At 39.3% G+C, this 25,594-nt stretch carries 26 protein-coding genes and 2 riboswitches; of the genes, 9 read left to right on the top strand and 17 right to left on the bottom strand.

Annotated elements, in window-relative coordinates; all coding sequences use genetic code 11:
- Positions 1-212 precede the first annotated feature (212 nt).
- Positions 213-836: a universal stress protein gene (locus NOS7107_RS24330; RefSeq protein WP_015115592.1), complete on the bottom strand. Its 624-nt coding sequence runs from the start codon at positions 834-836 to the stop codon at positions 213-215.
- Positions 837-921: 85 nt separating this feature from the next.
- Here NOS7107_RS24330 and NOS7107_RS28810 point away from each other — a divergent pair, with 85 nt between their 5' ends.
- Entirely contained in the window at positions 922-1,065 is a 144-nt protein-coding gene (locus NOS7107_RS28810; protein WP_157374131.1) for a hypothetical protein, read from the top strand.
- Positions 1,035-1,171, bottom strand: a riboswitch (cyclic di-AMP (ydaO/yuaA leader). It overlaps the preceding gene by 31 nt.
- 17 nt (positions 1,172-1,188) lie before the next feature.
- On the opposite strand, the gene NOS7107_RS24325 is transcribed toward NOS7107_RS28810, so the two are convergent.
- From NOS7107_RS24325 to NOS7107_RS29765, 4 genes are all read right to left on the bottom strand, one after another.
- Positions 1,189-2,028, bottom strand: coding sequence for an ABC transporter ATP-binding protein (locus NOS7107_RS24325; protein WP_015115591.1), 840 nt, complete (start codon positions 2,026-2,028; stop codon positions 1,189-1,191).
- A gap of 54 nt (positions 2,029-2,082) precedes the next feature.
- On the bottom strand, positions 2,083-3,525 hold the full coding sequence (locus NOS7107_RS24320; protein ID WP_015115590.1) for an ABC transporter substrate-binding protein: 1,443 nt from the start codon (positions 3,523-3,525) through the stop codon (positions 2,083-2,085).
- 91 nt (positions 3,526-3,616) lie between these two features.
- Positions 3,617-4,468, bottom strand: coding sequence for a nitrate ABC transporter permease (gene ntrB / locus NOS7107_RS24315; RefSeq protein WP_015115589.1), 852 nt, complete (start codon positions 4,466-4,468; stop codon positions 3,617-3,619).
- Entirely contained in the window at positions 4,422-4,544 is a 123-nt protein-coding gene (locus tag NOS7107_RS29765) for a hypothetical protein (RefSeq protein WP_301280985.1), read from the bottom strand. The genes ntrB and NOS7107_RS29765 overlap by 47 nt, the downstream gene beginning before the upstream one ends.
- A gap of 13 nt (positions 4,545-4,557) precedes the next feature.
- Positions 4,558-4,767: riboswitch (cyclic di-AMP (ydaO/yuaA leader) on the bottom strand.
- A gap of 328 nt (positions 4,768-5,095) precedes the next feature.
- Here NOS7107_RS29765 and NOS7107_RS24310 point away from each other — a divergent pair.
- Together NOS7107_RS24310 and NOS7107_RS24305 are read left to right on the top strand one after the other, a co-directional pair.
- A complete protein-coding gene (locus NOS7107_RS24310; RefSeq protein WP_015115588.1) occupies positions 5,096-6,286 on the top strand; it encodes a HAMP domain-containing sensor histidine kinase in 1,191 nt (396 codons plus the stop codon).
- A gap of 87 nt (positions 6,287-6,373) precedes the next feature.
- Positions 6,374-6,826: a hypothetical protein gene (locus NOS7107_RS24305; protein WP_085999833.1), complete on the top strand. Its 453-nt coding sequence runs from the start codon at positions 6,374-6,376 to the stop codon at positions 6,824-6,826.
- A gap of 15 nt (positions 6,827-6,841) precedes the next feature.
- On the opposite strand, the gene rnc is transcribed toward NOS7107_RS24305, so the two are convergent.
- From rnc to NOS7107_RS24285, 4 genes are all read right to left on the bottom strand, one after another.
- Entirely contained in the window at positions 6,842-7,525 is a 684-nt protein-coding gene (gene rnc / locus NOS7107_RS24300; RefSeq protein ID WP_015115586.1) for a ribonuclease III, read from the bottom strand.
- Positions 7,526-7,665: 140 nt separating this feature from the next.
- Entirely contained in the window at positions 7,666-8,121 is a 456-nt protein-coding gene (locus NOS7107_RS24295; protein ID WP_015115585.1) for an NYN domain-containing protein, read from the bottom strand.
- A gap of 424 nt (positions 8,122-8,545) precedes the next feature.
- Positions 8,546-9,127, bottom strand: a complete 582-nt coding sequence (locus tag NOS7107_RS24290) for a Uma2 family endonuclease (protein WP_015115584.1) — start codon at positions 9,125-9,127, stop codon at positions 8,546-8,548.
- Positions 9,128-9,247: 120 nt separating this feature from the next.
- Positions 9,248-9,685, bottom strand: a complete 438-nt coding sequence (locus NOS7107_RS24285; protein ID WP_015115583.1) for a secondary thiamine-phosphate synthase enzyme YjbQ — start codon at positions 9,683-9,685, stop codon at positions 9,248-9,250.
- Between the two features lie 307 nt (positions 9,686-9,992).
- Here NOS7107_RS24285 and NOS7107_RS24280 point away from each other — a divergent pair, with 307 nt between their 5' ends.
- Positions 9,993-10,679, top strand: a complete 687-nt coding sequence (locus tag NOS7107_RS24280) for a hypothetical protein (protein WP_015115582.1) — start codon at positions 9,993-9,995, stop codon at positions 10,677-10,679.
- 217 nt (positions 10,680-10,896) lie between these two features.
- On the opposite strand, the gene NOS7107_RS24275 is transcribed toward NOS7107_RS24280, so the two are convergent.
- Both NOS7107_RS24275 and NOS7107_RS24270 read right to left on the bottom strand, forming a co-directional pair.
- Positions 10,897-11,601: a hypothetical protein gene (locus NOS7107_RS24275; RefSeq protein ID WP_044501114.1), complete on the bottom strand. Its 705-nt coding sequence runs from the start codon at positions 11,599-11,601 to the stop codon at positions 10,897-10,899.
- Positions 11,602-11,623: 22 nt separating this feature from the next.
- A complete protein-coding gene (locus NOS7107_RS24270; protein ID WP_015115580.1) occupies positions 11,624-13,177 on the bottom strand; it encodes an NAD(P)/FAD-dependent oxidoreductase in 1,554 nt (517 codons plus the stop codon).
- 128 nt (positions 13,178-13,305) lie between these two features.
- On the opposite strand from NOS7107_RS24270, the gene NOS7107_RS24265 reads away from it, so the two are divergent.
- Complete coding sequence (locus tag NOS7107_RS24265; protein ID WP_157374129.1) at positions 13,306-13,779, top strand: hypothetical protein; 474 nt, start codon at positions 13,306-13,308, stop codon at positions 13,777-13,779.
- 212 nt (positions 13,780-13,991) lie between these two features.
- Positions 13,992-14,321, top strand: a complete 330-nt coding sequence (locus NOS7107_RS24260) for a DUF6464 family protein (protein WP_015115578.1) — start codon at positions 13,992-13,994, stop codon at positions 14,319-14,321.
- 18 nt (positions 14,322-14,339) lie between these two features.
- Here the strand turns inward: NOS7107_RS24260 and NOS7107_RS24255 are convergent, their stop codons facing one another.
- Positions 14,340-14,888 carry a YidH family protein gene (locus NOS7107_RS24255; protein WP_015115577.1) on the bottom strand — a complete coding sequence of 183 codons (549 nt, stop codon included), beginning with the start codon at positions 14,886-14,888 and terminating at the stop codon, positions 14,340-14,342.
- A gap of 326 nt (positions 14,889-15,214) precedes the next feature.
- Here NOS7107_RS24255 and NOS7107_RS24250 point away from each other — a divergent pair, with 326 nt between their 5' ends.
- Entirely contained in the window at positions 15,215-16,198 is a 984-nt protein-coding gene (locus NOS7107_RS24250) for a LysR substrate-binding domain-containing protein (RefSeq protein WP_015115576.1), read from the top strand.
- A 4-nt stretch (positions 16,199-16,202) separates the two neighbouring features.
- Here NOS7107_RS24250 and NOS7107_RS24245 read toward each other — a convergent pair whose 3' ends face one another.
- The 4 genes from NOS7107_RS24245 to NOS7107_RS28180 form a co-directional block, all read right to left on the bottom strand.
- The gene (locus NOS7107_RS24245; RefSeq protein WP_015115575.1) at positions 16,203-16,934 is read right to left on the bottom strand and encodes a SagB/ThcOx family dehydrogenase; all 732 of its coding nucleotides are present in this window, start codon (positions 16,932-16,934) and stop codon (positions 16,203-16,205) included.
- A 122-nt stretch (positions 16,935-17,056) separates the two neighbouring features.
- The gene (locus tag NOS7107_RS24240) at positions 17,057-18,400 is read right to left on the bottom strand and encodes a YcaO-like family protein (protein WP_253274480.1); all 1,344 of its coding nucleotides are present in this window, start codon (positions 18,398-18,400) and stop codon (positions 17,057-17,059) included.
- Entirely contained in the window at positions 18,379-19,491 is a 1,113-nt protein-coding gene (locus NOS7107_RS24235; protein WP_015115573.1) for a TOMM precursor leader peptide-binding protein, read from the bottom strand. The genes NOS7107_RS24240 and NOS7107_RS24235 overlap by 22 nt, the downstream gene beginning before the upstream one ends.
- Before the next feature lie 221 nt (positions 19,492-19,712).
- A complete protein-coding gene (locus NOS7107_RS28180; RefSeq protein ID WP_015115572.1) occupies positions 19,713-20,063 on the bottom strand; it encodes a hypothetical protein in 351 nt (116 codons plus the stop codon).
- 610 nt (positions 20,064-20,673) lie between these two features.
- On the opposite strand from NOS7107_RS28180, the gene NOS7107_RS24225 reads away from it, so the two are divergent.
- On the top strand, positions 20,674-22,491 hold the full coding sequence (locus NOS7107_RS24225; protein WP_015115571.1) for an ABC transporter ATP-binding protein: 1,818 nt from the start codon (positions 20,674-20,676) through the stop codon (positions 22,489-22,491).
- 279 nt (positions 22,492-22,770) lie between these two features.
- Here NOS7107_RS24225 and NOS7107_RS24220 read toward each other — a convergent pair whose 3' ends face one another.
- Positions 22,771-24,267 carry a glycoside hydrolase family 10 protein gene (locus NOS7107_RS24220; protein ID WP_015115570.1) on the bottom strand — a complete coding sequence of 499 codons (1,497 nt, stop codon included), beginning with the start codon at positions 24,265-24,267 and terminating at the stop codon, positions 22,771-22,773.
- Between the two features lie 177 nt (positions 24,268-24,444).
- On the opposite strand from NOS7107_RS24220, the gene NOS7107_RS24215 reads away from it, so the two are divergent.
- On the top strand, positions 24,445-25,584 hold the full coding sequence (locus NOS7107_RS24215; protein ID WP_044500298.1) for an acyltransferase family protein: 1,140 nt from the start codon (positions 24,445-24,447) through the stop codon (positions 25,582-25,584).
- Positions 25,585-25,594: the final 10 nt, after the last annotated feature.

The following is a 25,594-nucleotide window of genomic DNA, read 5'->3' as shown; positions in this document are numbered from 1 at the left end:
TGCATACTACAGAAAAAGCCCCCTAAAGTATAGGTGACTTTCCATAAATCTTATTTAACTAAAAGGATAGCTAGAAAATTTTTGGTTTTGTAATGTTAAGATTTGGTGATCCCCTCAAATCCCCCTTTGTTTCGGAGAAATAAGGGGGTTAGGTTAAATATTTAATACTTCTCAGACATCCTCTAAAAAATTACTGCTATTTGCGACGGCAGTTATTCATCAATGCCATTGGGTATGCCTAAAATAGCACAAGGAAAATCAAAACCTAGTGCCTGAATAATTGCATGATTAATGGATCTACACCCCATAAATAAAACATTAGCCGCCTCTAATTCCACAACTTTTGTCAGTTCTGTAGCAACATCACCAAACCGCAAATGCGATTTAAAAGAACCTTGCCATTCTTCAGCTAAACTTCGTGCTTGCCAAATAATTCGGTCTGCTTCTTCTAGAGGGGCTACAATTTGTGCTTGTAGTTTTGGTTGAGTTAATACCGATGTTGTAGATTGATATACATCACTTACTCCACATTCGCATGGTGTTAAATAACTTTCCCAATTGACTTGATTCAAATACTTATCACTCTGGTTCTGTTCTACTACATAAACTGCTTGGACTGTAACTTGCTGATTTGTAGCTAAACGCGTTTGATGAGCAATCCAGAAAGCAATATCTAGTGCGGTATGACTATTAGGTGAAGCGTTGTAAGCAACAATTAAGTTAACTGATTGTGCTGTTTGAGAATTTGTCAAATAATGTCTTTTTGGCTCTGGTATCAATACCATTTGCTCAACTAAATCATTTCTACCTATGGCGCTTTGGAGGCGCACTAACATTGGCTTAATGTTCACAGTTTCACTTCTCCGAAAGAAAATAAATGACGAATGAGAAGCAGGGTAAATGAACTATGAAGTGTAAAGTATGAAATTACTACTAGAAATTTCATCCTTGAGACTTGATCCTTCAGAATTCACTTTTGATCCTTTCTTTAAAGAAACCCCAATAACAACTGCTATTACAGCCAAATTTTTGGGAGTTCCTTCCATTACCGACGGAGTTAGCTGACGGGCTAAGACTGGAAGGTGTCTTTCTTAAAGATTAGCCCCATATATTTGGTTCCTCCGTTTCAAATCATGATTGTTGATGAATTTGAATTAGGCGACCCGCTAAAAGAAATAATAAACTAATTTACTCATTTTGAGTGAAATATCTATCAAGAAAATTTAAGGCATAATTACGCAATTCAAAATATTCTTGAGAATTCCGCATAGCAGATCTATCGCGTGGATGATCGAACGGTACTTGTAAGATTTCCCCGATATTAGCGGCTGGGCCATTAGTCATTAAGACGATGCGATCGCTCATATAAATAGCTTCATCAACATCGTGAGTAATCATCATCACGGCTTGGCGATTGTTTTCCCAAATATCTAATACTTGTCTTTGTAATTTTCCTCTAGTTAATGCGTCTAAAGCTCCAAAAGGTTCATCCATAAGTAACATTTTTGGACGAATTGCTAAAGCCCTGGCAATGCCTACTCGTTGTTTCATCCCTCCAGAGATTTCATCAGGATACTTGTCTGCTGCCGGGGTTAAGTTTACCATTGCCAAGTGTTCGTTAACAATGCTAATTTTTTCAGCCCGATTTGCATTTTTTAACACTTCATCTACGGCTAAACGGATGTTTTCTCTGACGGTTAACCAAGGTAATAAAGAATAATTTTGAAAGACCATCATCCTTTCTGCACCTGGCTTGCGAATTTCCTTTCCATCTAGTCGCACTGACCCTGAAGTTGCTGTTTCTAAGCCAGCAACAATTTTTAATAAAGTTGATTTACCACAACCAGAATGACCAATTACAGAAATAAATTCGTCTTCACCAATGCTGAGATTAACACCATCCAGAACCACAAAATTACTTTTATCTGGTGTCGGATATGACTTAACTAAATTTTCAATTTCTAAAAAGTTAGTCCGAGACATAAATTGTTGATCCGTATCTCTTGATGTGGGTGTATATTTAGTCATCGAATGCTCCTAAAAACTTTTAACTATTTGTTAGTCAATCTTGGGAGTTGATACTTAAGACATAAAAAAGCGCGTGGGAGAATTTGCCCTAATTTCAAAACTATTGAGATAACCTACAGGGTTGCTAGGATCAAAGCCTTTTTTGTCAATAAATACTTCTGCTTCTTCGACTTTGTAATCATCGTTGGGACACTTAATACCCATTTCCGAGGCTATCTCTCGATATAAATCCGTTCTCCAACCTTGTTCGGCTAGTTTTTCGGCATTTTTGGGAAATTCTTTGATTTGTCCCCAACGGGCGGCTTGAGTCATTAACCAAATACTTCTCGACTTCCACATAAATGTCGAATGTTCATTTGGCTGTTTGGGCAAGTTGTCGGGAATATCGTAGAAGATGGTGGTATCAGCAGATGTGATGGTGCGGTCTTTGCCATCAAACCCGCCATAGTTGTAACTTCCTAAAATTCCTGGGGCTGTAAATTTGGTAATTGGGGCATTCTTATTTTTCGGTCTCGCACCAGTAAAGGAACGGTCGGTAAGTAGTTCGGCGACTTCTTGGCGATTTTCTGGTTTACTGCAATATTGGCAAGCTTCAATCATCGCCTTCACCAGAGAACGATAAGTTTTGGGATATTTATCGATGAAGGATTCCATCACACCCAATAATCTATCAGGATGTCCTAACCAAACTTCTTTGCCTTGGGCAAAAGTAAAGCCAACACCTTCGTTACCTGTAATTGCTCTAGTATTCCAAGGTTCGGCTACCATATAAGCTTGCATTGCCCCAATTCGCACGTTTGTCACCATTTGGGGAGGTGGAACAATGATGACGCGAAATTCTTTGAGAGGATCGACACCAGCCGCCGCAGATATATAACGCACGAAGTATTCGTAAATCGCGGAACTTAAGACTACTGCCCAAACTTTATTTTCTGCTGGTTGTTTGTCAAAGTAGGCGCGGAAATCTTTACCAAAGGCTGCTAATGCACCTTCGCCATATTGTTGTTGATATTCATACCACGGACGTAGCCCAAAATCCCACATAGCTTTGTTCATGGTCATGGCGTTACCGTGGCGGTGAATGGTCATGGCTGCACACAAAGAGGCGTGACGTGCGCCTTCGGCCCCAATTCTGGCGTTGGTGACAGCCCCAGAAACAACAGGGGAAGCATCTAAACGACCGAAAATTAAACCGTCGCGGGAAGTTGCCCAACTGGCTTCGCGGTTGAGTGTGACGTTTAAACCATACTTGCGAAAGAAACCTTTTTTCCAGGCGATCGCAAATGGCGCACAATCATTAACAGGAACGTAACCAACAGTAATATCCGGTTTTTCTAAGTCTTGAGATTTGACTACAGGTTGAACAGCTAAAGCTTCTTTTGTCATTCCTGATGCGGATCTATCGGCGGAAATTCCACAGGATGATAGGGCAATTCCAGCTGTTGTTGTGCCAATTCCTAAGAGAAAGTCTCTTCTAGTCCAGTTATTATCACCCATTTTTGTAGCTCCAGAGGTGATGAATTATTTTTTTCACGCAGAGGCGCAAAGATATAATGCGTCTGACTGTATTGATTGCTGCTGAGTTATGTTATCTAACTGTTGTCGGGCGATGAGTGACAAATTCTTGGAGTTTACCCACGGCGAAATCGAGAATTAGTCCAGTTACGCCAATGACAAAGACAGCGAGAAAAACAGAACTGAGATTTAACCGACTCCATTCATCCCACACAAAGAAGCCGATACCAATACCACCTGTCAGCATTTCGACGGCGACGATAACTAACCAAGCTATTCCTAAACTAATTCGCAAGCCTGTGAAGATATAAGGCAAACTGGCAGGCCAAATAATTTTGGTGATTCTGCGCCAACGAGGCATTTCTAACACTTGTGCCACATCTATATAATCTTTAGGAACGCTGGCAACTCCTAGGGCTGTGTTGATAATTGTCGGCCACAAGGAGGTAATAAAAATTACAAAAATGGCTGAGGGATCTGCCAAATTGAAGATTGATAAAGCAATTGGCAACCAAGCCAAGGGCGACACGGGTTTAAATATCTGAATGATGGGGTTGAGGGCTAACATTGCTGGCTTAGACATTCCAATAAGAAGGCCCAAAGGAATAGCGACGACTGCACCTAACAAAAAACCAATCAAAACGCGGCGCAGACTGGCAATTAACAACCAACCAATGCCCAAGTTACCCGGCCCGCGTTGATAAAACGGATGCAAAATATAGTCTAAATTGGCAATTAACGCTTCTGGTGGTGTGGGCATTAATTTATGGTTAGCTAAGGCAACTATCCACCACAGCAAGATAATTCCTAAAAAACCGAGGATTGGTAAAAAGACGACATCCTTAATGATGACGGGTTTTGTTTTCTGCCATACAGCTTTACCCGCGATCGCCGCGATCGCTGCTAAATTTAATTGCAATATCATCTTTAACCTCAGCAGGTTTTAGTACAGGTACAAAAATATGAGCAGTACCAGCCTTGGACACTGATGAGATCAACACAAATGCTATCTCTTCAGTCTCCTCTCAATGCCTACGAAGTTAGCTGACGGGCTAGGGCTGAGAGATGCCCCTCTTTTTAGAGTGCTGAGTAATCAGTGCTGAGTTAGATTATGACTAACTTTTTACTTTTTACTTTTCACTTCTATTAAGATACGCCCCAAAATTTGGTTCCTCCGCTTCAGCGTTATGTACTTTGACACGCTGAATTAGGCTGACTTACTCTAATTGACAACAATATAGCGAAATATAACATTGGTGTCTAGGAAAAACAACTTCTGAGGATAGATTCTATTTGATGATGCAACCTAACTTAGACACTGTTTGGGTTAGTAATAGTGTGTAACACAGATGCAGCCTTGCACTTGATTAGTACTGATAACCAGATTTACAAAAAACTCAAAACTAATAGTTAAAATCTATCTCTATGATTAGATTATCTCTTTCTTAATGTAGTTGGATTATTCCGTTAATTTTGCACAAAAAAACTCTGTTCTCGATAAACTAGTTCTAGATCAAAATTACTTAACTAAATCTATACAAAATTTAACGTAATGGATTTTAGTCTCACGCTGGCTGAAAATACTAACAGTATCATCGAGAAATGGATAGCAGCAGTCCGTCAAGATAGACAGATTGAAAGTGCTGATGACTTGTCTTATACAGCGATTAAGAATCATATTCCTGATATTTTTCAAGCAATGATTAGTGTACTTGCAGAAACTCAGGTTAGTGATATCAAGTCGATACTTACAGCCAGTTGGCAACATGGATTACTTCGGGCGGAACAGGGGTTTGATCCTACAGAAATTGCTAGAGAATATCGTCTATTACGGATAGTAATATTTGATACTTTAGAATCAGCTTTATTGCAAGGAACCCCAGCAGAAATTGTGCGTTATATGCGTTTAATTGATGCTGTCATAGATGAAGCGATCGCGCGATGTTTTAAGAGTTATGTTGATGAGCGTTTGCGAGAATTAAAGCATCTACATTTATCATTAACTCTGCATAATGAAGAACTCACACGGTTAATTAATGCCAATCAAGACACATTTTCTCAACTCGCCCACGAACTAAAACATCCTTTGACATCAATTATTGGCTATTCAGATTTATTTTTAAGACAACAAAAACGTAACTCTGACATAAAAGATACTTATCCTAATTTAGAACATATTGAACGCGTGTTACGTAACGGTAGACACTTACTCCGCTTAATTAATGATGTATTAGAACTATCTAGATATGATGCAGGTAAAGTACAACTGCAAATTGCACCCAGCAATGTCCAAGAATTGGTAATTAATGTGTGTGAAATGTTAGAACCGTTAGCAGAAGAGAAAGATTTACAAATGATTGTAGAGTGCGATCGCTGTCCCCAAAAAGTTCTAACCGATGAGTTTCATTTACAACAAATTATTACCAATCTTGTCAGTAATGCGATTCGCTATACTGAGTCAGGCGCTGTGAGAATAGTATGTCACACCTTGGATGGTGACAAGTGGTCATTTGCGGTTGCTGATACAGGAATTGGGATAGCGCCAGAAAACCAAGCACGGATATTTGAACCCTATTATCGTGTGAGTAAAAGCGATCGCGCCTACTTCCCCGATAGTACAGGATTAGGGCTGGCGATCGTTTCTCGGTTAGTAAAATTACTCCAAGGCGAAATCAATCTAAAATCTCAGCTAGGCGTTGGTTCCACATTTACTGTCACTTTTCCCTTAAAAATCAATATCTGACAGAACGAATTACATCCTTCACAAGTTCCTCAGATTTTTTGGCTAAATTAAAAACTAGGCAATCATAACAGGAACTTGTGAGGCTTGATAATGGCGAATTACAGAGAAAGAATCATTGCACTTTGGACAACATTTCTCCTAGGGACATTGTTTCACACTCAACTAGGATTAATGCCACTATTTCACGGTTTATCAGTAGCCGAATCTCAACACGCCTCACAACTAAGCGATATTTCTGTAATTATGTGGCTAATGTTGGGATTTTTCACATTACCGATACTGGCGATAATTGCTACTTCTTTTACTGAATCTAAACGTTACCGCATGTTACATTTTGGCTTAACTGTATTTTACAGCGTCATGAATTTTCTCCATATTATTGCAGATTTATTTGTGCAACCAATTCTGTGGTATCAGATAACCTTGATGGTGATTTTATTCCTCATCGGTTTGCTATTAAATTTAGTTTCTTTTCAATGGATGAAACTACAACCAAAAATTCATAAATTGCACCCAAGGCTAACCTCTCCACACTCTTAGAAATTATATAAATCGCTACAACATACCTTCTTGTTTCAACTCAGCCAGTGCATTTTCAGCAGCAGCTTTTTCCGCATCTTTTTTATTGCGTCCCTTTCCTTCGCCGTACTTTTTCCCATCAACAAATACTTTAGCAGTAAATATTGGTGCGTGAGACAAACCACCTACCTGCTTTGTAATATATTCAGGCGGATTTGTTGTCACATGACGCTGTACCCATTCTTGAAAACGGTTTTTTGAGTCTACATTCGAGCGAGCTACAACAATTTGTTCAGGTACAGAATCAAACAATGGTTCAACAATAGCCCGTACTGTTTCAATATCACAATTATTGTCTAAATAATAAGCTCCGATAACAGCTTCAAAAGTGCTACTCTGCAAATTAGGATTTTGAAAACCACCATCTAAAATCGCTCCTCGTCCTAACCGCATTCTCAAATCTAAACCAACCTCTTCAGCAAACTTAGCTAGTTGCTTTTCATCTACTAATGCAGAACGTCGGCGAGTTAATTCATCTTCTCCCTTTTCTGGATGAATGCGATAAAGATATTCACCACTTAAAAAGTTGAGGATAGCATCACCTAGAAATTCTAAGCGTTCATTATGTTCCCCTTCTCCTGGGTTTTCATGAACATAAGAACGGTGAGTCAGCGCGTGACGCAAAAGTTTTTCATTCCGAAATGTTAGAAGTTTGTGCATGTTATTTTTAACTTAGTTGCAAATATTGATTTTTAGAAAACTCCGCGATTAGATTGCATCTAAATATGCAAAAAATCCAAATTGATGTAGTTTACATAAAACCCAGTTTTCCCTGAACTGGGTTTTAAAATATCTTTCAATCAGTCCAATCTGTTTTTAAATAAACTATTTAATTCGCTTGTATAGTAAAATTTATCAGCAATAAATTTCAGACTGTTTCTAACACTTTTTTCCTGAGCTAGAATTACTACTTTTTTACTTTTTAGGTGCAAATCATCAATTAATATTTCACAATAACTATCTCCAGAAATAAGAATAGCTATATCAGAATTATCCCGAACACAATCTATGGCAATTTTAAAGTCCACAGCATTTTTGAACTTATTACCTACATGAATACAGTCAAAATCCAGACTTTCTAAAACTTTTTTAAGTTTACTAGCATTACACCAATTGCTATAAACTTTTCGGTTATTGATACAACCTAATGAATTAGCTAATAATAACGAATCTTTAGCTATTTTTATGTTCGAGACATTTTGATAGTCCCAATATATTGAAACTAAAGGTTGCTGCCAGCTTGTTTTTTCAAACATATTCTTACCTGAAGAATTGTGAGTTTTGCTCAACAGCATTCAAAAATCGCCTTTGCTGTAGCAAATAGCTGCATAGAATGTTTATCTTATAAATAAACACCTACACAAAGCCTCTAAGTTAAGAGTTACAAACTTTGCACTTTGTTATGAACAGGAAAGCCAATAGTCTAACGCCTGAGTAGCTACGAACCAAAGTATTAAGCCAAAACTTTTGATTATTTAGCTAAATACTTTAATTCGTAACTACCCAGCTCACAGACTACAAGCCTACCTAGGCATAACAAAGTACAACCTATGTAACCACCAACCTAAGACTTAGCTTTTGGATGATTCATTGCTGTGTATGAAAGAAATAATAACACGTACAGTTGCCTTAATGTCAAGTGCATACTGGTATTTTTTGTATAAAGAAATCTTAAAGTAATTAGTTCTTACTCGGAAATACCTTGCTTAACTCTAGCAAAAAATCAGGGAAACAGGGTAACGCTACTATTTGATTAGGTAAAACAATGCGCTTGTTTAAATAACCATATTTCCCGTGATTATCTTGATAAGGTTCGCTGTAACATTCTAAATAATTATCGAACAAATTAAATATCCAATAATCAGAAATACCCGCTTGAGCGTAAAGAGGAACTTTCAAATCTTGGTCATAACTTAATGAAGAGTCGGCAACTTCCATGACTAACAAAACATCATTAGGGACAGGATGAGCCGATAGATAATTGTCATCTCGGTTATGCAAAATAGCAAAGTCTGGTTCGGGTTCACTATTAGGTGGGATAGAAATTGGATCTTGACATTGTAGGGTAGCTCTGTTTCCTACTAATTTGGGTAATTCTCGTAGTAAGTTGCGTAGACAAGTGGAATGAGCAGTACCCTTTGCTACCATTTGAATAATTTCCCCATTGATTAATTCAATATGATCATCTTCATGAAAAAATCCCAATTCCGTAAATCGGTGGTATTCCTCTAGCGTGAAACGTTTAGCTTGAGCAATAGTCATAAATTTTATATCCAAATGCGATAACCATTATTTTAAAAGATTTTTAGAAAGATTACCTAAGATTTGTTTTGAGCGATCGCACTCTATACAATTCCTCTTATCTTTATTAAAGTCTTGATTTCACTCGCCGGAAATTTGCACCGATATAGTCCGTTGACGTGGCCCATCTAATTCAAAAAATAGTACAGATTGCCAAGTACCTAAAGCTAAATCACCATCGACAAGGGGAATGACTTCACTGGTACTTAACATCATTGCTAGTAGATGAGAATGGGCATTCATTGGCTCATCCTCTGGAACATCTCGTAAATGCAAATCGTTGTGTAAGTAACGGTCTGAAGCAGGGGCTAGTTTACTGAAGAATACCTTGATATCTTCTAATAACCTCACTTCATATTCATTAATCGCTAAGGCTGTGGTGGTGTGTCGCGAAAAGACTAAAACTTGTCCGTTTTTTATTGAGCTTTTAGCAATTAAATCTTTGATGTGTGGGGTGATGTTGTGAATATTAATTCCTGGTTCAGTGACGATTTCGATTAACTGATGAATAATTGGCATTTCGGGAAATTAAGATAATGTTCAAACACTGAATGACTGAAAGTCACAGTGATAAAAACTAAGTTCGTCTATGCTCACATCTTGCACCAAGCCCCAACGAATGGAATTCGTGGCTATACAAACTAAGTCCGCCTGCGCGGACTAAGACAAAATCAAGGTTTTGGAACCCGCTCAGGCGGGTTTTGCTCGTGTAGCTGCGACTTCAGTCGTTTGGTACAAGATATAAGTATGCTAAAAGAAATCCTACTCAAAAATGGAGTGATCGCCTCATAATTAAGAAAGATTAAGCTATGGTTAAAAACTCAAAATGAGCCAAACAGCCCTAAATTTAGTAGCTATATCAATCTTTCTGATGACTTTTTCGGTATTGTTGGGGCCATTCATTAATTTATCGCCGACAATACCAGCACTCGCCACTTTCACTATCTTAGGAATCGCCACCTTAGACAGTTTTAGCTTGCAAGGTAAGGGTGGAACTATTCTAGTAGATTGGATTGCGGGATTTTCGAGTGAACACCGCGATCGCATTATCCGTCATGAAGCGGGACATTTTTTAGCAGCTTCTTTGCTGGGTATTCCCGTAACTGGTTACACCCTCAGCGCCTGGGAAGCTTGGCGAAAAGGACAACCGGGACAAGGTGGTGTAGCGTTTAATGACGTTGAGTTAGCTGCACAACTAGAAAAAGGTACCATTAGCGCCCAAATGCTAGACCGTTACTGCACAATGTGGATGGCTGGTTTGGCTGCGGAAGCGTTGGTATTTGATCGCGCTGAAGGTGGCGGCGACGATAAAGCTAAGTTAGCAGGAGTGTTAAAAATCGTCGGTTTTTCGGAGTCAGCTTTTCAGCAAAAACAAAGGTTTCACGTTCTCCAAGCAAAAACTCTCTTAGAAGAAAATTGGTCTAGTTATGAAGCCTTAGTTCAAGCTATGCAACAGCGTGCTTCTGTAGAAGAATGCCAAAGTGCGATCGCTAGTGCAACAAGGCAAAAGTAAAAAGGAAAAAGGAAAAAGAAAGAATCGTGATATCACAAGCTTTTTAGCAATTCCCGATAGTCTGTTTATTTACGCCAACCTGTACTAGTGCAAAATAAAAATAAATGTAGAGACGTTATATATAACGTCTCTACTGCGAATGTTTTGATTCTCAATTATTTAATAGGGACAAGGGAGAAAGATGTTTTTAAATCATTGAGGATTACTATATCAACTATTAATTTAATCCCAACAGATAACCGATAGCTTTCATTACGCCTAAATAAAAATTACCTTCTCTTTCGCGGAACAGTTGGAAGGGGTGCATGGGTGAACCAAAAAATGGTCTAAGAGTCCAACCTAATTGGCTACCCACAAAAGCATAAAGAAATAGCCAAGATTGTAAAATTCGCTTGCGAGTTTTACTACCATCATCCTCTTGTTCAATAACTATATTTGCTGCTTGGTATAAAGCGGAAATCCCAATAAATCCGGTGATGGCAAAGATTAATACATTTAATACCAGGATAAATTGATAGTTATTGGTAGTGAGCAAGAAAAACAGCGTGATTGGTGCAAAACTAAATAGCAGAACGCTGGTGACAGCAACGGCTGTGAGTACTAAAATGAAATGCTGTCCAAAAGTCCGCTTGGAACCAAAGATAATATTAGAGAAAAATAGTGTCGGTAGACAAATTAGCAAGGTAATTAAATACAGTGCTGGTAGTTTCACCGCCGAAGAAATAGCCTGCATCCAACTATGAGAAGAGCCAATAATTGCCCCATAAATGGCAATAAAAATAGAACTACAAACTAGCAAAGAAATTATCTTACTGGGGATTCTAATTCCTTGACGGACTTCATCTAAAAAACCTTGGCGATCGCGCAGTAAACCAATTAACATAGCAAAATATTTAATACTGCTAGATTTCCGTTCCATTATGTTATCCTCACACACATATTATTTAACTTTCATCACAGTAATCAGCACCAGAACCATACTTCCACGCATCCACTAAACGATGCCAGTAATATTGTTGTTGAATGGGTAGGCTCTTAATCCATGTTTCTAACACTGGGCTAAGATTAAACAAGGCAGTGTAAATACCTAAATTTCCGTAATGCACTAGCCAATCAACTAAGTTAACTAAACCAACTTGGGGAATTATCTTGGCAATTAATTGTGGATGAGATAATCCAGTTTTAATTAATGTTTGTGTTAATGCCGAAAACTGCACCACATCTTGCAAAAATGGCTTGAGGACGGGATTACCTAGCTTTTGCATTTCTGCAAATACTGCAGAAAGCAACTGATTAATTTGCTCTGGCTGGATATTTTGATTTACACCTACACTCATAGCTTTTTGAAATAACCAAGTCACACTGAGATTTGGTTGATATGGTTGCAGTAGTGATAATGCCTGTGCAGATAATTGATTGGTTTGTAGTGCAGCTTCCACCCCAAAAGTTAAACGCTGTAAATGACGCACCATTGCGCCAAAACCACCAAAACTTAAAGGCGATTGGCTACCACTACTATCTCCCACTGGTAAAATCCGATTCCAAGGGGTTTTGAGTGGGCTATCGCGGTAAGTAGGAAAGAAACCAAATAACGCCCGTTGAAATTGCAATTGCGACAATTCCACCCCCTGATATTTTGGTAGCAGGCGGAGATATTCTGCAAATAAATTTTCTAAACTCAGGCGTTGTGGATGGGCATCCATGTAGGTAAATAAATAAGTGGTTCTACCGTCTTTGGCTGGAAAAGCTTCCCAGAAGTATTGGCACTGATTCTGCAAGGATGTAAAGGATAACAACAAATCGCCGGAGTGATTTTCCGGAAAACCTTGGGCGCAACTTCCTACAACTAAACACAAAGCATCTGCTTTTTTGCCTTGGCGTGCTTGTTGGGTGATGGGAGAAAGATGTCCCATCGCATCGATGAGCAATTTAGCAGAAAATTGGTTATTGACTATCACGCCGTTTGGGTGAACAACTGCTTCAATAAACGGTGTATTTTCTAATAACTTTCCGCCAGCCGCGAGGAATTTGGTTTTTAATGTTGCGAGTAAATAAACAGGATCTACGCCGATATTGAGGACATTTTCGATCCAAACTTCTGTGCCGCCATGAAAACTGACTCTAGCTGGATTATATTGAGTAGCGATCGCTGTTTCTAATTCTTCATTAGTCAGCAAGTTTAATTGCGAAAATACCGCTAATTCTGGGCGCGAAATATTCCATTCCTGTTCTCTTCCTTTTAATATTCCCCGCTCAATTAACGCCACCCGTAACCCGCGCACTGCTAAAGCACAACCAATTAAAATACCTAAAGTTCCGCCACAAATAACAGCATCCCATTCTACATGATCTAAATCTTGCTGACTTTCCTGAACTACCGTTGGTATTGGTGCAGTATTTTCTCTGATGGATGTCAGGATATCATCAGTGCGACGTAACCCGCGCAACGCATCACCAGGAAGTTGAGACAGAATTTCTTCAGTTAGTGAACTAGTCATAATAATGAATTTCCGCAGAGTGCCTACTTAATGATCGTATCTTTGCGGAATTCTCTAACCATTTGGTACAAATGTACTAAAATACTGCTACAATGCCTAACAAGCTCAGTAATATTAGCAGAGGAAGTATGAAAAAAATCGAACACAGTAGCCAAAGTTCCATCTTCCGCCCTTCACCAGAGTCTGCAATTATCCCCCTACAGCCACAACAAGAAAAGATCATTAGTGGTTGGGAGCGTTTAGTGGCGCAAGCCCAAACTATTAATCAAATGGCCGCAGAATTAGAAGCTGAGATTTTAGAGTTAAAAGCGATCGCCAGTGCTATCAACAGTCAAAGAAATTATTTGTCAAAAAATGCTAAATCACGTAAAAGCGTTTGTCAGTATTTTACAGTTAGCATTCCTTGGGTGAAACAAAAGTCAGATGAGTGCTTAATTTTGACGACGCGAAAAGTTGATTTATTCCGAGCCGAAAGGGAAGCTGCATCATTAGCGCAGAAACTCAGACAGCAAAATAAAAACAAAAGATTAGCAGCACAGCGACACAAAAAAAACCCAGAAAAGGCTGATACTGAGACAAAAGTTTTTTTCTTGGGGCGCTAATCAACAAATCTTAAAGTTATGAAAATTGAATTGTAGTACGCCTCATCAGTTGTAACAGTTATGCTGATTGAAGTGGCATTAGTACTTTTTTGCTAAGTACTAGATGCCACACTGCTATAATCCAGCAAAACGCCCTAATATTTGCATTTTGGCAACAACTAGAATGTAATATCTGGGAAGATCAATCAGCGCATAAAAGGGGTAAAAAGAAGGTGTTAAATATTAAGACACTTTTGGTGATTGCCGTTGGTTTTTTACCATCCCTGTTTTCCTTATGGTTAATCCGTAAAACCCAATTACGGACAAGGACGCAGCTGAGACAAGCAGCCATGAATTTTTCTGGGACAAGGGGTAGACAAAATATCAGACCGATGGATGGCGATCGCTACTACCTGGAAGGAGTAGGCTATCTTATTGGGGACATTAGCTGCAAATTTAACGCCCGTTCTGGTTACATCCGTTGTGCTGTGAATCCCTGTGGCCCTTGTCAAGGTTGTCGTTACTACGAGCAGAAAGAATTCACTAGTAGCGAACAAGCCTAAAGATGAAATATTTAACCATTAATCAGGAACAAGCGGACTCAAAGGATTAAGGGGAGTAGTAAACACATAATAAATTACTCCAGAGCCGAGAATCATAATCGCCAAACTGAATAAAATTACCCAGCGGTCTGTAGGTTCATAATTATCATCTTCAATATCACGCCGCACTGCAAAATAGTGTGCCGTTGACAGCCATACCGTAACTAACCCAACTAGCGAAAAGACTAAGCCCAACTTCCAACCATTACCAGGAGTGGGTAACAGCGGGACTTGAAAGGCTCGCAGACGGACGATAACGACTCCAAAGCCCAAAAGAGCGATCGCAGTTCGCATCCAAGCAAGATAAGTGCGTTCATTCGCTAAATGATCCCTAATTCGTGATGGATTTAGCCTTCCTGGTTTTTTCTTTTCTTCTGTTGGCTTAGACTCTAATTGCATCAATAACACCCTTAAACCCCAAAAGGCTCCCCTCCAAAAAATGCCAAAATAATAGCAAATTTCTTTCCAGATAATTTGCCACTTGTGCGGCGATCGCACTTGCAAAAAATATTTAATTTGCTTGTACATTTTTGCCAAAATTTATTTTAATGCAGATATCTTAATAACACAAGCATGAATAACATTATGACTGCCAACAATTAGCCAAAATCAGGGTATTTTTTGGCATCATGCTTGATTCTGCTCATTTTTCACTCTAGAAATTCATCTAGCTCATAGCGATCGCTTAACTAAATTTTTGCATATTTGAGTAGGCACATTAGTAATGTGTGTATTTATTATTGTTATTTTCTACTGTATTTAATCTCATCAATGGAATCAAATGTTTTTATTTGTCAAAATTATAAATATAAGTGATTAAATTTGGAAATCCAGGTTTTTAGGAATAGTTTAGTATGGCAGGGATGACACTGGAGCAGCTAAGAATCTTTCTCGCTGTAGCAGAGCATCTACACTTTACGCGTGCAGCTGAAGAGCTTTATATTACTCAGCCAGCCGTTAGTGCAGCAATTCACAACTTAGAGCAAGAATACGGAGTCAAACTGTTTCATCGGATTGGTCGCCATATTGAGATTGCCGAAGCTGGTAAGTTATTACAAGTGGAAGCACGGAAAATTCTCGACCAAGTGACGTTAACAGAACGAGGATTAAGGGAATTGAACAACCTGCAACGCGGCGAATTAAAATTAGGCTCAAGTTTAACCATTGGTAACTATTGGTTGCCAAGTAAAATTAGTGAATTTAAAAGCAAGTATCCGCAAATTTCCGTTGATTGTTGTTTGGCAAATGCCGAAACAATTTGTGAAGGAACGGCAATGGGTCAGTTTGATTTAGGATTAGTTGAAGGTGATGTTAAACCAGCTTTACAGAATACTTTAGAACGAGAAATAATTGGGAGCGATCGCTTACAAATAGTTGTCGGCAAAACTCACCCTTGGTTTGAGCTAGGAGAAATTACTGTTACAGAACTGACTCAAACTTATTGGGTGATGAGAGAATCCGGTTCTGGAACCCAGCAAAAATTTGAAGAAGCTCTAAAAAATTGGGGTATTAATATTAGTGAACTGAATATAATTTTGGTTTTCAATAGTGGCGAAATGGCCAAAGCTGCTGTCGAAAGTGGTGTAGGTGCAACTGGGATTTCTGAGTTAATGGTCAAAAAAGAAATTCAGTTAGGAACTTTACGGGCAATTCGAGTTTGCACTTACCAAGCAAATTGCACTAAAGATTTAGAAATAGTTCGACCATTTTTTAAACTCAAGCATCGCCAACGGTTTCAAACGGCTCTAGCAAAAGTCTTTGAACAAACTTTGATCGCATCGCATACAAATATAAATTTTACCGAAAAATCTCTAAATAAGACAAAAGTAAAACCTTAATTCTCTACTTTCTCTCAGTACCGACAGCAACACAGTAAAGTGCTGCATGACGTTTCCCATCGATACCTAACATGGTATTTAAATTCATGTCATAAAATCCGCCTATGCAAAGACTATCCAAACCCAACTGCACAGCCATCAGACAGATGTTTTCGGCTTGATGACCAGCTTCTAAAAGTGCAAAACGATAACCACGCGCACCGTATTTGCAGAGCGATCGCATAAAAACCGATGTAAACACAAACAAAGCATTAGAATTCACTATATAATCCTGTTGCAATAAAGGTTTGACAAAATCGTTTGGTACTGTATCATTCACCCGATGCAAGCCATGACCGCGTGGCTCATAGTGATATAGTCCATTAGCTAAATTTTCCACCTCTTGTGTTGCAACAAAAACCTCCAACGGATAAAGCCCTCCCGCAGATGGTGAGTTTCGCGCTTCATAGGTGTAACCATCCATTTGACGCAACCCATTTAGTCCACATCCAGCATCCAGCAACTGCGCTAATTGAATCAGTGGCATAGTTGTCTCAGCAAATGATCGCACTGAAGACCGTCGCGCTAAAATTTGACTCAGCGAGTTATCGTGTGGTGCTTTTGGCAGTTCCAAAAAAGGAGCCTCCGGCATATATCGCATTTCTGTAGCGGGAACACGTTTGACATAACTTTTAGGTACTGGAGAATTCAAATGATAAAGCAGCGCTAACTCTAGTGGCTCGTTGGCTGTATACATAGTTTTGATTTCCTGAAATTTTACTTTTTGTTACATAGTTTGGTTTATTTGCACCGTTATACTTAAACGGAAAATGGGTATAGGGGTGTAATAAAATCCAAAATCCAAAATCCAAAATTGTTTTACGCCATAGGATGTGGACAGGGATTTAAGTCTTTTACTGTACGTTGTCCACCATAACCCAACCTTTTTGGTACCTCGAATAACCGCTGAGTACCCAACGGTTCTAGCCCATGACCAAAATATATCGGGACTAATTCACTGGCTAAAGTCCGCACAACGCGAAAACCAAGCGATACAACATCAGGCGTGGTAATTTCTACTAAATAGGGTTCAGCACCAACGGAATGCAACCTTGTAATGACAGTTCGCAATTTTTCTACCTCGGCTGAAGATGGGTAAGTTGGTAAATCTTCAACTGTGAGGTAATTTTCATGCTCAAATAAAAATTCCAACTCCCCTAGCCGAGTGGTTGTGTAGAAAAAAGCGCTGTGATCCTCTAAATTCTGCACATCTTCATATTGATTGAGATTAGCCCCAGCGCCATTAGCTTTGCGTTCTATGTCACCAAAGCGGGCTTGACAAACTTCAAAAATCGCCTTACGCAGTGCTGTTGACCCATCCAGATGACATCCTAAACCAGTCGCCACAACTGGAGTTCTGCCAGAACGGTCAATTAACATTGCCATAACAACGGGGATGTTAATATCTGTAGTCAAATAGAAGGTAACTAACTCAATGCCAAATCGGGTGTAGTGGCGTAAAATCTCCGTCTCAATTCCGGGACGATGAGCGAAATAAATCCGGGGAGCAGGTAGGCGATTTAACCATGTAATGATAAAAGCATCACGCTCAATCAACTCGCACAAGCCACTATAAGCCGCAAATTCAAGAGTAGGGCCACTAGCCATACCATTAGAGGTGACAGGTAAAATATAATCTCCTGGTACATTGCTATCCCAGTCAAAATAAACCATGAAGGCTGGGACTAACACCTGTTGGTTACTTGTCAGAGATATGGCAGTTATCCATGAAGTCTGCGTTGCTTGATCAAAAGCCGGAAAGGGAAAGGATGAGTCAGAATATTGGTTGTCAGAAAACGAGAAAAAAGTTGGCGGATGAACGGCGGGATGACTTAAATCTGCGTAACTACTCACAATTAGTTGCCGATAATCAACAATGCTACCGCAGTAGCGCTCTACGGCTTCGCCAACTGCCCCAAAAATTGCTTGTTCATCAGTCATACCCCTGCCTACACCGTAACGTAAATCATCCGACTGTTTGCGAAGTTGGAAATTTGCTAATTCAGCTTGCCACAAAACAGGAAAATCAAACTCTGTATAAGGCTTAGTAAATCTATCAATGGCGCGAATGATTCCTGTATGGGGGCTAACTAAATCGCGCCAACGGGGACTAGCGATCGCAACATTCACTATATTCTCTCCTATCGTGAACAATGAGGACAACCAGGTTTTTTCAGCACAACGTTGTGAGTTAGTTTTGTTCCGAGTAAGTCTAAATGCACTAATTTGCCATCAGTGACAATAGGTAGACCGAGAAACATCTTAATAGCATCCAGCGCCAAGTAACTTCCGACCAACATCTGAGCGATCGGTAAATTTTCTTGCAACCTTGGTTGAGAACGGCGTTCTCGGTCGAGAAATCGCTCAATTGCCAATTCCGCTTCTGGTAGTTTGGCGCAAGCTATCGACCGCATCCGATAGCAGAGATAACAAGGGCCATCTTTAGCAAAGACTAGGGGGCCAAAAGTTCCTTCCACACCAGCCGCCCCACCTGGTAGCAATGGGCGCTGCATTTTCAGGCATAATCTGTTGAGGCGATAGGTGAGATTAACAGAAACAGCATCGGTGGCGACAATTACAAGGTCAACATCTTCAAGCAAAGTATTGACTGTGGCATCGTCCATCAAATTATCAATCACAATCTCAGTATCGGTGATTTCTGCGATCGCCTGAATTTGTCTTGCTGCTTCCACACCTCGCAAGGCACCGATTTGCTTAAATACTAAGCCTGACATCATCATCACATCGGAGGGAATTGTGCAGATATCATCACACAACCGCAGATAACCAATACCAGCACTAGCCAGGTTAATTGCTGCTATCAACCCTGAACCACCAAGTCCGAAAACAGCAATCCTTGCATTGGCTAAGTGTTGTTGAGCATCTTTTTGCTGAAAGCCTAACTCATGATAAAGACTAATTTGTGGCAGTAAATAAGCACGATTATCTAAATCAATCGTTTCTTCTAAAAGCTCCTCAACTAAGCGATTTTCTATCAAAAACTCTAAACATTGATTGAGTGAAGCATCTGTCAATTTTTCGCCAATTTCCGCCCGAATTTCTCCTATTGTTCGGGAGCCATCTAGTAAAGGCAATACTATACTTTCTACATCGTGCAGTGCTTGACCCTTAACTGTTAAGGTTCGCCTCGTCGTATTGAATATCATTGTTTCTTCGCCATGACAATCTGGCGGCATAACATGAACTACAACGTGTTCTAGTAGACGCAGATGCTGATGATCATTTAATTTCATAAGCATTATTTTATTGTTAAAGCTCCACAAAAAAATAAAAAATCGATTGTATTCAGCAAAATTCAGAAAATAAAATTCTATGTTTTCGTAGCTAGAACAATCTTAATTTTATGAACATTTACTGGTGTTCAGGTTCCCGAATTCTTTGAGAATTCGGGAACCTCTGTATTCAGCAAATGATTGAAGAATGCTATAGAATTGTTATTTTCTCTCCTGCTTATTTAGTATCCAAATCCGAAATCATCGCTGTCATCTGGCACGCTTGATATTGAGCCAGTTTCACTAACTCTACATCCTCCACATCCACGACATCCACATCCGCGACATCCTCCACATCCACGACATCCGCAGCCTCGACATCCGACGCAGCCTCGACATCCAACGCAGCCTCCACATCCGCCGCAATTAGCAAACCATCTTTGCTGAGTCTCAGATTCCAACATTCCTGGCATTGCCAATTTTTCTAAAGCTGCTATTTCTTCATCAGATAACAAAAGTTGTTCTAATTTGTCTGCTTTGTCTTCTAAACGCATATCTATTGTTTGTCGGGTCAGTGTTTTTTCTGCAAGCATGGTAACTTACTCCTGTTAATTTCAATTTATGAGTCTATTAGCAAATCTGCATTCAAGTTTATGAAAGCTTTGATGATGTTTGTATATCAACTAGCTTTCATTCAAGAATGGATATTAGACCGGGTAGATGTAAAGGATGACTAGAAACTAAGACAATGGTTAATGCTTAACTATATATACCTATACAGGTCTAGTTAAACAAAAATGCTCAGCTTTTATTCAGAGTTTTACTAATCCACAAATGGTCAAAATCACTGTGAAATAAGTGATGGAAACTCATGGATAAAATTGAGTTTCTCTAAAACCTTGTCTTTGATAAAACGGTTGCTATTTTTAGCAAACTACTTGTCTTTTTTTTGATCATCTGACTTCTCTAACATTATCTTTTTCTAGAGTTTTTTATTCTTTCTTAAGTAGTATAGTTTTTACCCAGAATCTTCATCTTACTCTTTCTTAAGTAGGATGGTTTTTCGTTTAGATAGACTCTAATATAACTTGCTGCATTGAGATACTTATGCAGCACCTAGCTTGAATATGGCTATGTAGATTAATACAAAACAGGGATCAGGTGGTTTTTACTTCATACCAAATAAATAATTAGGTTTAATTGATGAGCGATTTAAGAGTTTGGTTTGTAGACTACACTAAAGCTTTATTTCGTTCTCTACCTTTGTTATGGACAGCAGCGCCGAGAGAAATGATATTTTTGATTGCTGTTACTTTATTGCAAGGGTTTCTTCCGGCTATTAGTGTTTGGATTACCAAATTAGTAGTAGATACTGTAGCAGCAGCCTTAACATCTGGGAGAGAATTAGGGTATGCAATGCTTGTACCTTTGGTGACAGGATGGGTGGGAGCTTTGCTACTAGAGACATTGCTGTATCCTTGGGTATTTGCACTTCAAGGAGATCTCAATGACAAGTTAACGGCTCACATTAGCTTATTATTAATGAGTAAAACTGATTGTTTTGCAGATTTGAGTCGTTTTGAAGATTCTGTGTTTTATGATGAGCTACAACTTCTGCAACAACAAATCGGTTATAAACCGCTGAGTTTATTAGAGAATTTAGTGGAATTAAGTCGCTCTTTTGTCACTTTGATAGTGATAGTCATGCTCTTAGTTCCCCTAGCTTTTTGGATACCATTAGTAATTGCGATCGCCACTATACCCCAAATAGTGGTTTCTTCTCATTATGGCAAAACGATTTGGCTAACTTTATTTGAACATAGCCCTGAAGCGCGGAGAATGCAATATTACACTTCGGTGATGCTGACTGATACCTATGCGAAAGAAATTAGGTTGTTTCAGCTAGGTTCATTTTTTATCACTCGTTACCTACAAGCGTTTCAGTCTTTACATCAAACGATGCGACATCTGCGGGGAAAGCAAGCATTTTGGTCGTCTACTTTAGCTATTCTTAGTACGTTGGGAAATGGTTTTGCTTTTTATTGGGTAGTACAGAAAGCTTTTCGCGGCGATTTCAGTCCTGGTAGTGTACTTTTATTTGTACAGTCATTAACTTACTTTCAAAATAATCTCGAAAGGTTTGTCGCTAATTGGGTAGATCTGTTGGAAAATGTTCTCTATATGCAGCAATTTTTCAATTTTATCGACAGTCCTATACCAATGCAAATCAGTATACCTGGGGAGAAAGTTCCTACGCCTATTTGTTCAGGTATTACTTTTGAGCAAGTTGAATTTTATTACCCAGATAATCGTTTAGCTCTGCAAGATATTTCTTTTACCATTTACCCAGGACAAACAGTTGCTATTGTCGGAGAAAATGGCGCAGGTAAAACTACTTTAGTTAAACTTTTGACTAGATTATACGACCCAATAAAAGGAAGTATTTTAGTTGATGGAATAGATTTAAGAAACTTAAATTTAGAACAGTGGCGGCAGCAAATTGCTGTTGTTTTTCAAGACTTTGGGCATTATGCGCTGACTCTGGGAGAAAATATTGCTTTGGGAAATTTAGCTGCTTTAACAAATCCAGATGTTCTGAGATATGCAATAGAAAAAGCTGATATATCTAAACTAGTTGATGATTTTACCACCAGAGAAAATACCCCACTGGGAAAGCAATTTGGCGGTACAGAACTTTCTGGTGGTCAGTGGCAAAAATTAGCTTTAGCTCGTGCTTTTGTGCGTCAATCAGCCCAACTATTACTATTAGATGAACCGACTGCGGCACTCGACCCTCGTAGCGAATATCATCTCTACCGACGCTTTATTGAATTAGCGGAGGGTAAAACTACAATTTTGATTACTCATAGACTCGCTTCTGTACGGATGGCTGATCGAATTTTAGTTCTCAAATCTGGTCATTTAGTTGAAGATGGCACTCATCAGGAACTTTTACAGCGCGGTGGTGAATATACAACTTTGTGGAATATGCAGGCACAACATTACGGTATTTCTGAATAACATTTTTACAACATAAAGTAATCCTAAATCATTCGTGAACTAAAAGATGCCAGACTTATTAAAGAAGTCTGGTATCTGAGCCTCTAGATTTTTACAAATCAAATAAGATTACCTTATTTACCCGAAATAAGGCACAAGCGTAAAACCAAAAACCATGTACAATAATTCTGAAAATCCCCCCAAACCCCTTAAAAATGAGGGCTAAGAGTCTCTTTAAATCCCCCTTTTTAAGGGGGATTTAGGGGTATATAAAATGTTTGGCTACCAAAAATCAGACTTTTAAAACATTCTATTAGAGTTTCTCGCCTGATATTGTGGTATTTCTACAATAGCGCTTGTCCCTTGAATACCATAACGAGTCACCGCAGAAATAGCGACATCTTCAACTTGATGATTATTTAACAAAGTTGAATTCTGCCCAGTCGGTAAAATATTGGTGTTCCATTCATGGCCTATTTTGGTTTGCACAACCCATAACCAAACAGGCTGTTTACCAGTAGGTTGCCATTTCAGAACTGTTTTAGTACCAGTGACATCTTTTTCTAAGCTCACCTGGGGTTTTTCTGGGGGTGTATTATCTAACCAAGGTGATGAAGGAACTAAGGCCGAATGATGATAAACATCTTGTGGCAATAAATCGGCAATTCCGCCACGATTTTGCAGCAGAGGTTTCATACTAAAGTGAATATTGCCATCTGAACCAGTACGTCCTTGAGTGGTTTTAATTTGATAGACAATTTCTTTGGCTGGCCAAGCTGTACTACTGTTTTGACCGATGCGGCTAGTAAAAATTCCTGGCCAAATGTGCCGAGATTGAGTGTTTTGTTCTATCCACCAGTTCAACAATACAGGATAACTTTGTTGTGCCTGTTCAATTTTCCAATAAAGTTGGGGTGAGAGATAATCTAACCAACCATTCATTAACCATTTGCGAGAATCTGCATATAGTTCTTGATAAGCATTAAAGGCTTTGTCATTGCCGATTTGTTTGGGAAATCCTGGTTGCCATATTCCAAAAGGACTAATCCCAAATTTCACCCAAGGTTTAGTACTTTTAATGCTTTGGTAAAGCCGTTGAATTAATGTGTTGACATTTTCTCGCCGCCAATCATTGTGGTTTTCTGTACCTCCTGATTTTTGATATTTTTGCCAACTGATTTGATCTGGGAAATCAATAGTTTTATTTCTCCTATCTTTTTCAGGATAGGGATAAAAGTAATCATCAATGTGAACGCCATCGATATCATATCGATTCACAACATCCATAATTACTTGAACTGTGTAGTCTTGGACAGCTTTTTCACCTGGGTCTAACCAGAGATATTTGCCGTAATGTTTGACTAATTCTGGATGGGTTTTGCTGATATGATTTGCTGCGACAATTGATTTAGCTTGGGGATGACGAGCGCGATAAGGATTAAACCAAGCGTGTAATTCTAGTCCACGTTTATGGGCTTCTGTGACTGCAAAAGCTAAGGGGTCATAATAAGGCGCGGGTGGTTTACCCATCTGTCCAGTTAAAAATTCTGACCAAGGTTCTAATGCAGATTGGTATAAGGCATCACAACCAGGACGGACTTGTAAAATTACGGCATTGAGTTTTAATTTGGCCGCGCGATCGAGTATTGTAATTAACTCTGCTTGTTGTTGGCTGGTGGTTAAACTCGGTTTAGAAGGCCAGTCAATATTAGCGACACTAGCAACCCAAACGCCCCGAAATTCTCTGCTGGGTGATGGGGGGATGATAGCGACTGGCTGAGTTGAGGAGTTAGCCATTTGGACTGGAAGCAGACAGAAGGCTACAGCTAGGAGAAAGTAAAGAAGAAACTTGATGTTTCTAACTAGATGGTGATTTTTCCGATGCTGCGCTATACGTAAAAATCCACTAAGAAAAATGTCTTTGATGTTCACAAAAATTTTGGAGGAGCGTTGAACAGATTAAACTATAACGTTATGGAAAATTCCTCTACACCCTCTACGCGCCTTGTTTCCCTCGATGTGTTTCGGGGAATTGCGATCGCCTCTATGATTTTAGTGAATAATCCCGGTAGTTGGGATTATATCTATCCGCCTCTCGACCACGCCGAATGGCACGGTTGCACACCGACAGACTTAGTTTTCCCGTTCTTTTTATTTATCGTCGGTGTCGCAATGCCGTTTTCTTTCGCCAAGTACACCCCAGAAAATCGCCCGACGGCTACTGTCTATCAACGCATTCTCCGCCGCGGACTGATATTATTTGCCCTTGGCTTGTTTCTGGCGTTGTTTACATTAACCCTCGATTGGTTAATTAAAGGTATAACTCCCAATTTCAGCACACTGCGAATTATGGGAGTCTTACAGCGCATCAGCCTCGCTTATGTAATTGCAGCACTAGCAGTTCTCAACCTTTCCCGCCGTGGGTTATGGATACTAGCAGCCGTTATTCTCATTGGGTACTGGTTAGCAATGCAATTTATCCCCGTCCCCGGCTTTGGCGCAGGGAATCTCACTCCTGAAGGTAATCTTGGCGGCTACATCGACCGGATAATTCTCGGTAAACATATTTATCGTAGTGGTTCTTTTGACCCAGAAGGTTTATTTAGTACTTTGCCAGCAGTTGTTACCGTCTTTTTAGGCTATTTTACAGGTGATTGGTTACGCACTCAGCCAATTAAAAGCCGTACTAGTATCAATTTAGTAATCTTTGGCTTAATTACTTTAATTATTGGGCAATTGTGGGGATTTATATTCCCCATTAATAAACAACTATGGACAAGTTCTTACGTTTTATTTACTGCGGGTTGGGCATTACTCACTTTAGCCTTATGTTATGAACTCATAGAAGTCCGGCATTTTAGACGCTGGGGACTACCATTAGAAGTGATGGGACTAAATGCCATCTTTTTGTTTGTGGCTTCTGGCATATTTACCAGAATTTTACTTAAAACTAAAATTGGCAGCAGCACAACTTATACCTGGATTTATGAACACCTATTTCGACCGTGGGCTGGGACGTTTAATGGTTCACTAATATTTGCCATAATCATGGTTTTATTTTGGTGGACAATTCTTTATGGAATGTATCGTCGGCGTTGCTTTTTCAAGATTTAAAGTATCAAAT

Origin of the sequence: Nostoc sp. PCC 7107, from assembly GCF_000316625.1 — a bacterium.
Taxonomy (GTDB): Bacteria; Cyanobacteriota; Cyanobacteriia; order Cyanobacteriales; family Nostocaceae; genus Nostoc_B.
This window is presented reverse-complemented; position numbering and strand designations above follow the sequence as displayed.

Excerpts from the sequence above, each read along its gene's own strand:
- NOS7107_RS24250 (WP_015115576.1), top strand. The coding sequence starts at position 15,215 with ATGGCAGGGATGACACTGGAGCAGCTAAGAATCTTTCTCGCTGTAGCA.
- NOS7107_RS24270 (WP_015115580.1), bottom strand. The coding sequence starts at position 13,177 with ATGACTAGTTCACTAACTGAAGAAATTCTGTCTCAACTTCCTGGTGAT.
- NOS7107_RS24290 (WP_015115584.1), bottom strand. The coding sequence starts at position 9,127 with ATGACTATTGCTCAAGCTAAACGTTTCACGCTAGAGGAATACCACCGA.
- NOS7107_RS28810 (WP_157374131.1), top strand. The coding sequence starts at position 922 with ATGAAATTACTACTAGAAATTTCATCCTTGAGACTTGATCCTTCAGAA.
- NOS7107_RS24220 (WP_015115570.1), bottom strand. The coding sequence starts at position 24,267 with ATGGCTAACTCCTCAACTCAGCCAGTCGCTATCATCCCCCCATCACCC.
- NOS7107_RS24265 (WP_157374129.1), top strand. The coding sequence starts at position 13,306 with ATGAAAAAAATCGAACACAGTAGCCAAAGTTCCATCTTCCGCCCTTCA.
- NOS7107_RS24295 (WP_015115585.1), bottom strand. The coding sequence starts at position 8,121 with ATGTTTGAAAAAACAAGCTGGCAGCAACCTTTAGTTTCAATATATTGG.
- NOS7107_RS24255 (WP_015115577.1), bottom strand. The coding sequence starts at position 14,888 with ATGTACAAGCAAATTAAATATTTTTTGCAAGTGCGATCGCCGCACAAG.
- NOS7107_RS24235 (WP_015115573.1), bottom strand. The coding sequence starts at position 19,491 with ATGAAATTAAATGATCATCAGCATCTGCGTCTACTAGAACACGTTGTA.
- NOS7107_RS24225 (WP_015115571.1), top strand. The coding sequence starts at position 20,674 with ATGAGCGATTTAAGAGTTTGGTTTGTAGACTACACTAAAGCTTTATTT.
- NOS7107_RS24215 (WP_044500298.1), top strand. The coding sequence starts at position 24,445 with ATGGAAAATTCCTCTACACCCTCTACGCGCCTTGTTTCCCTCGATGTG.
- NOS7107_RS24280 (WP_015115582.1), top strand. The coding sequence starts at position 9,993 with ATGAGCCAAACAGCCCTAAATTTAGTAGCTATATCAATCTTTCTGATG.
- NOS7107_RS28180 (WP_015115572.1), bottom strand. The coding sequence starts at position 20,063 with ATGCTTGCAGAAAAAACACTGACCCGACAAACAATAGATATGCGTTTA.
- NOS7107_RS24310 (WP_015115588.1), top strand. The coding sequence starts at position 5,096 with ATGGATTTTAGTCTCACGCTGGCTGAAAATACTAACAGTATCATCGAG.
- NOS7107_RS24330 (WP_015115592.1), bottom strand. The coding sequence starts at position 836 with ATGTTAGTGCGCCTCCAAAGCGCCATAGGTAGAAATGATTTAGTTGAG.
- NOS7107_RS24245 (WP_015115575.1), bottom strand. The coding sequence starts at position 16,934 with ATGTATACAGCCAACGAGCCACTAGAGTTAGCGCTGCTTTATCATTTG.
- ntrB (WP_015115589.1), bottom strand. The coding sequence starts at position 4,468 with ATGATATTGCAATTAAATTTAGCAGCGATCGCGGCGATCGCGGGTAAA.
- NOS7107_RS24285 (WP_015115583.1), bottom strand. The coding sequence starts at position 9,685 with ATGCCAATTATTCATCAGTTAATCGAAATCGTCACTGAACCAGGAATT.
- NOS7107_RS24320 (WP_015115590.1), bottom strand. The coding sequence starts at position 3,525 with ATGGGTGATAATAACTGGACTAGAAGAGACTTTCTCTTAGGAATTGGC.
- rnc (WP_015115586.1), bottom strand. The coding sequence starts at position 7,525 with ATGCACAAACTTCTAACATTTCGGAATGAAAAACTTTTGCGTCACGCG.
- NOS7107_RS24325 (WP_015115591.1), bottom strand. The coding sequence starts at position 2,028 with ATGACTAAATATACACCCACATCAAGAGATACGGATCAACAATTTATG.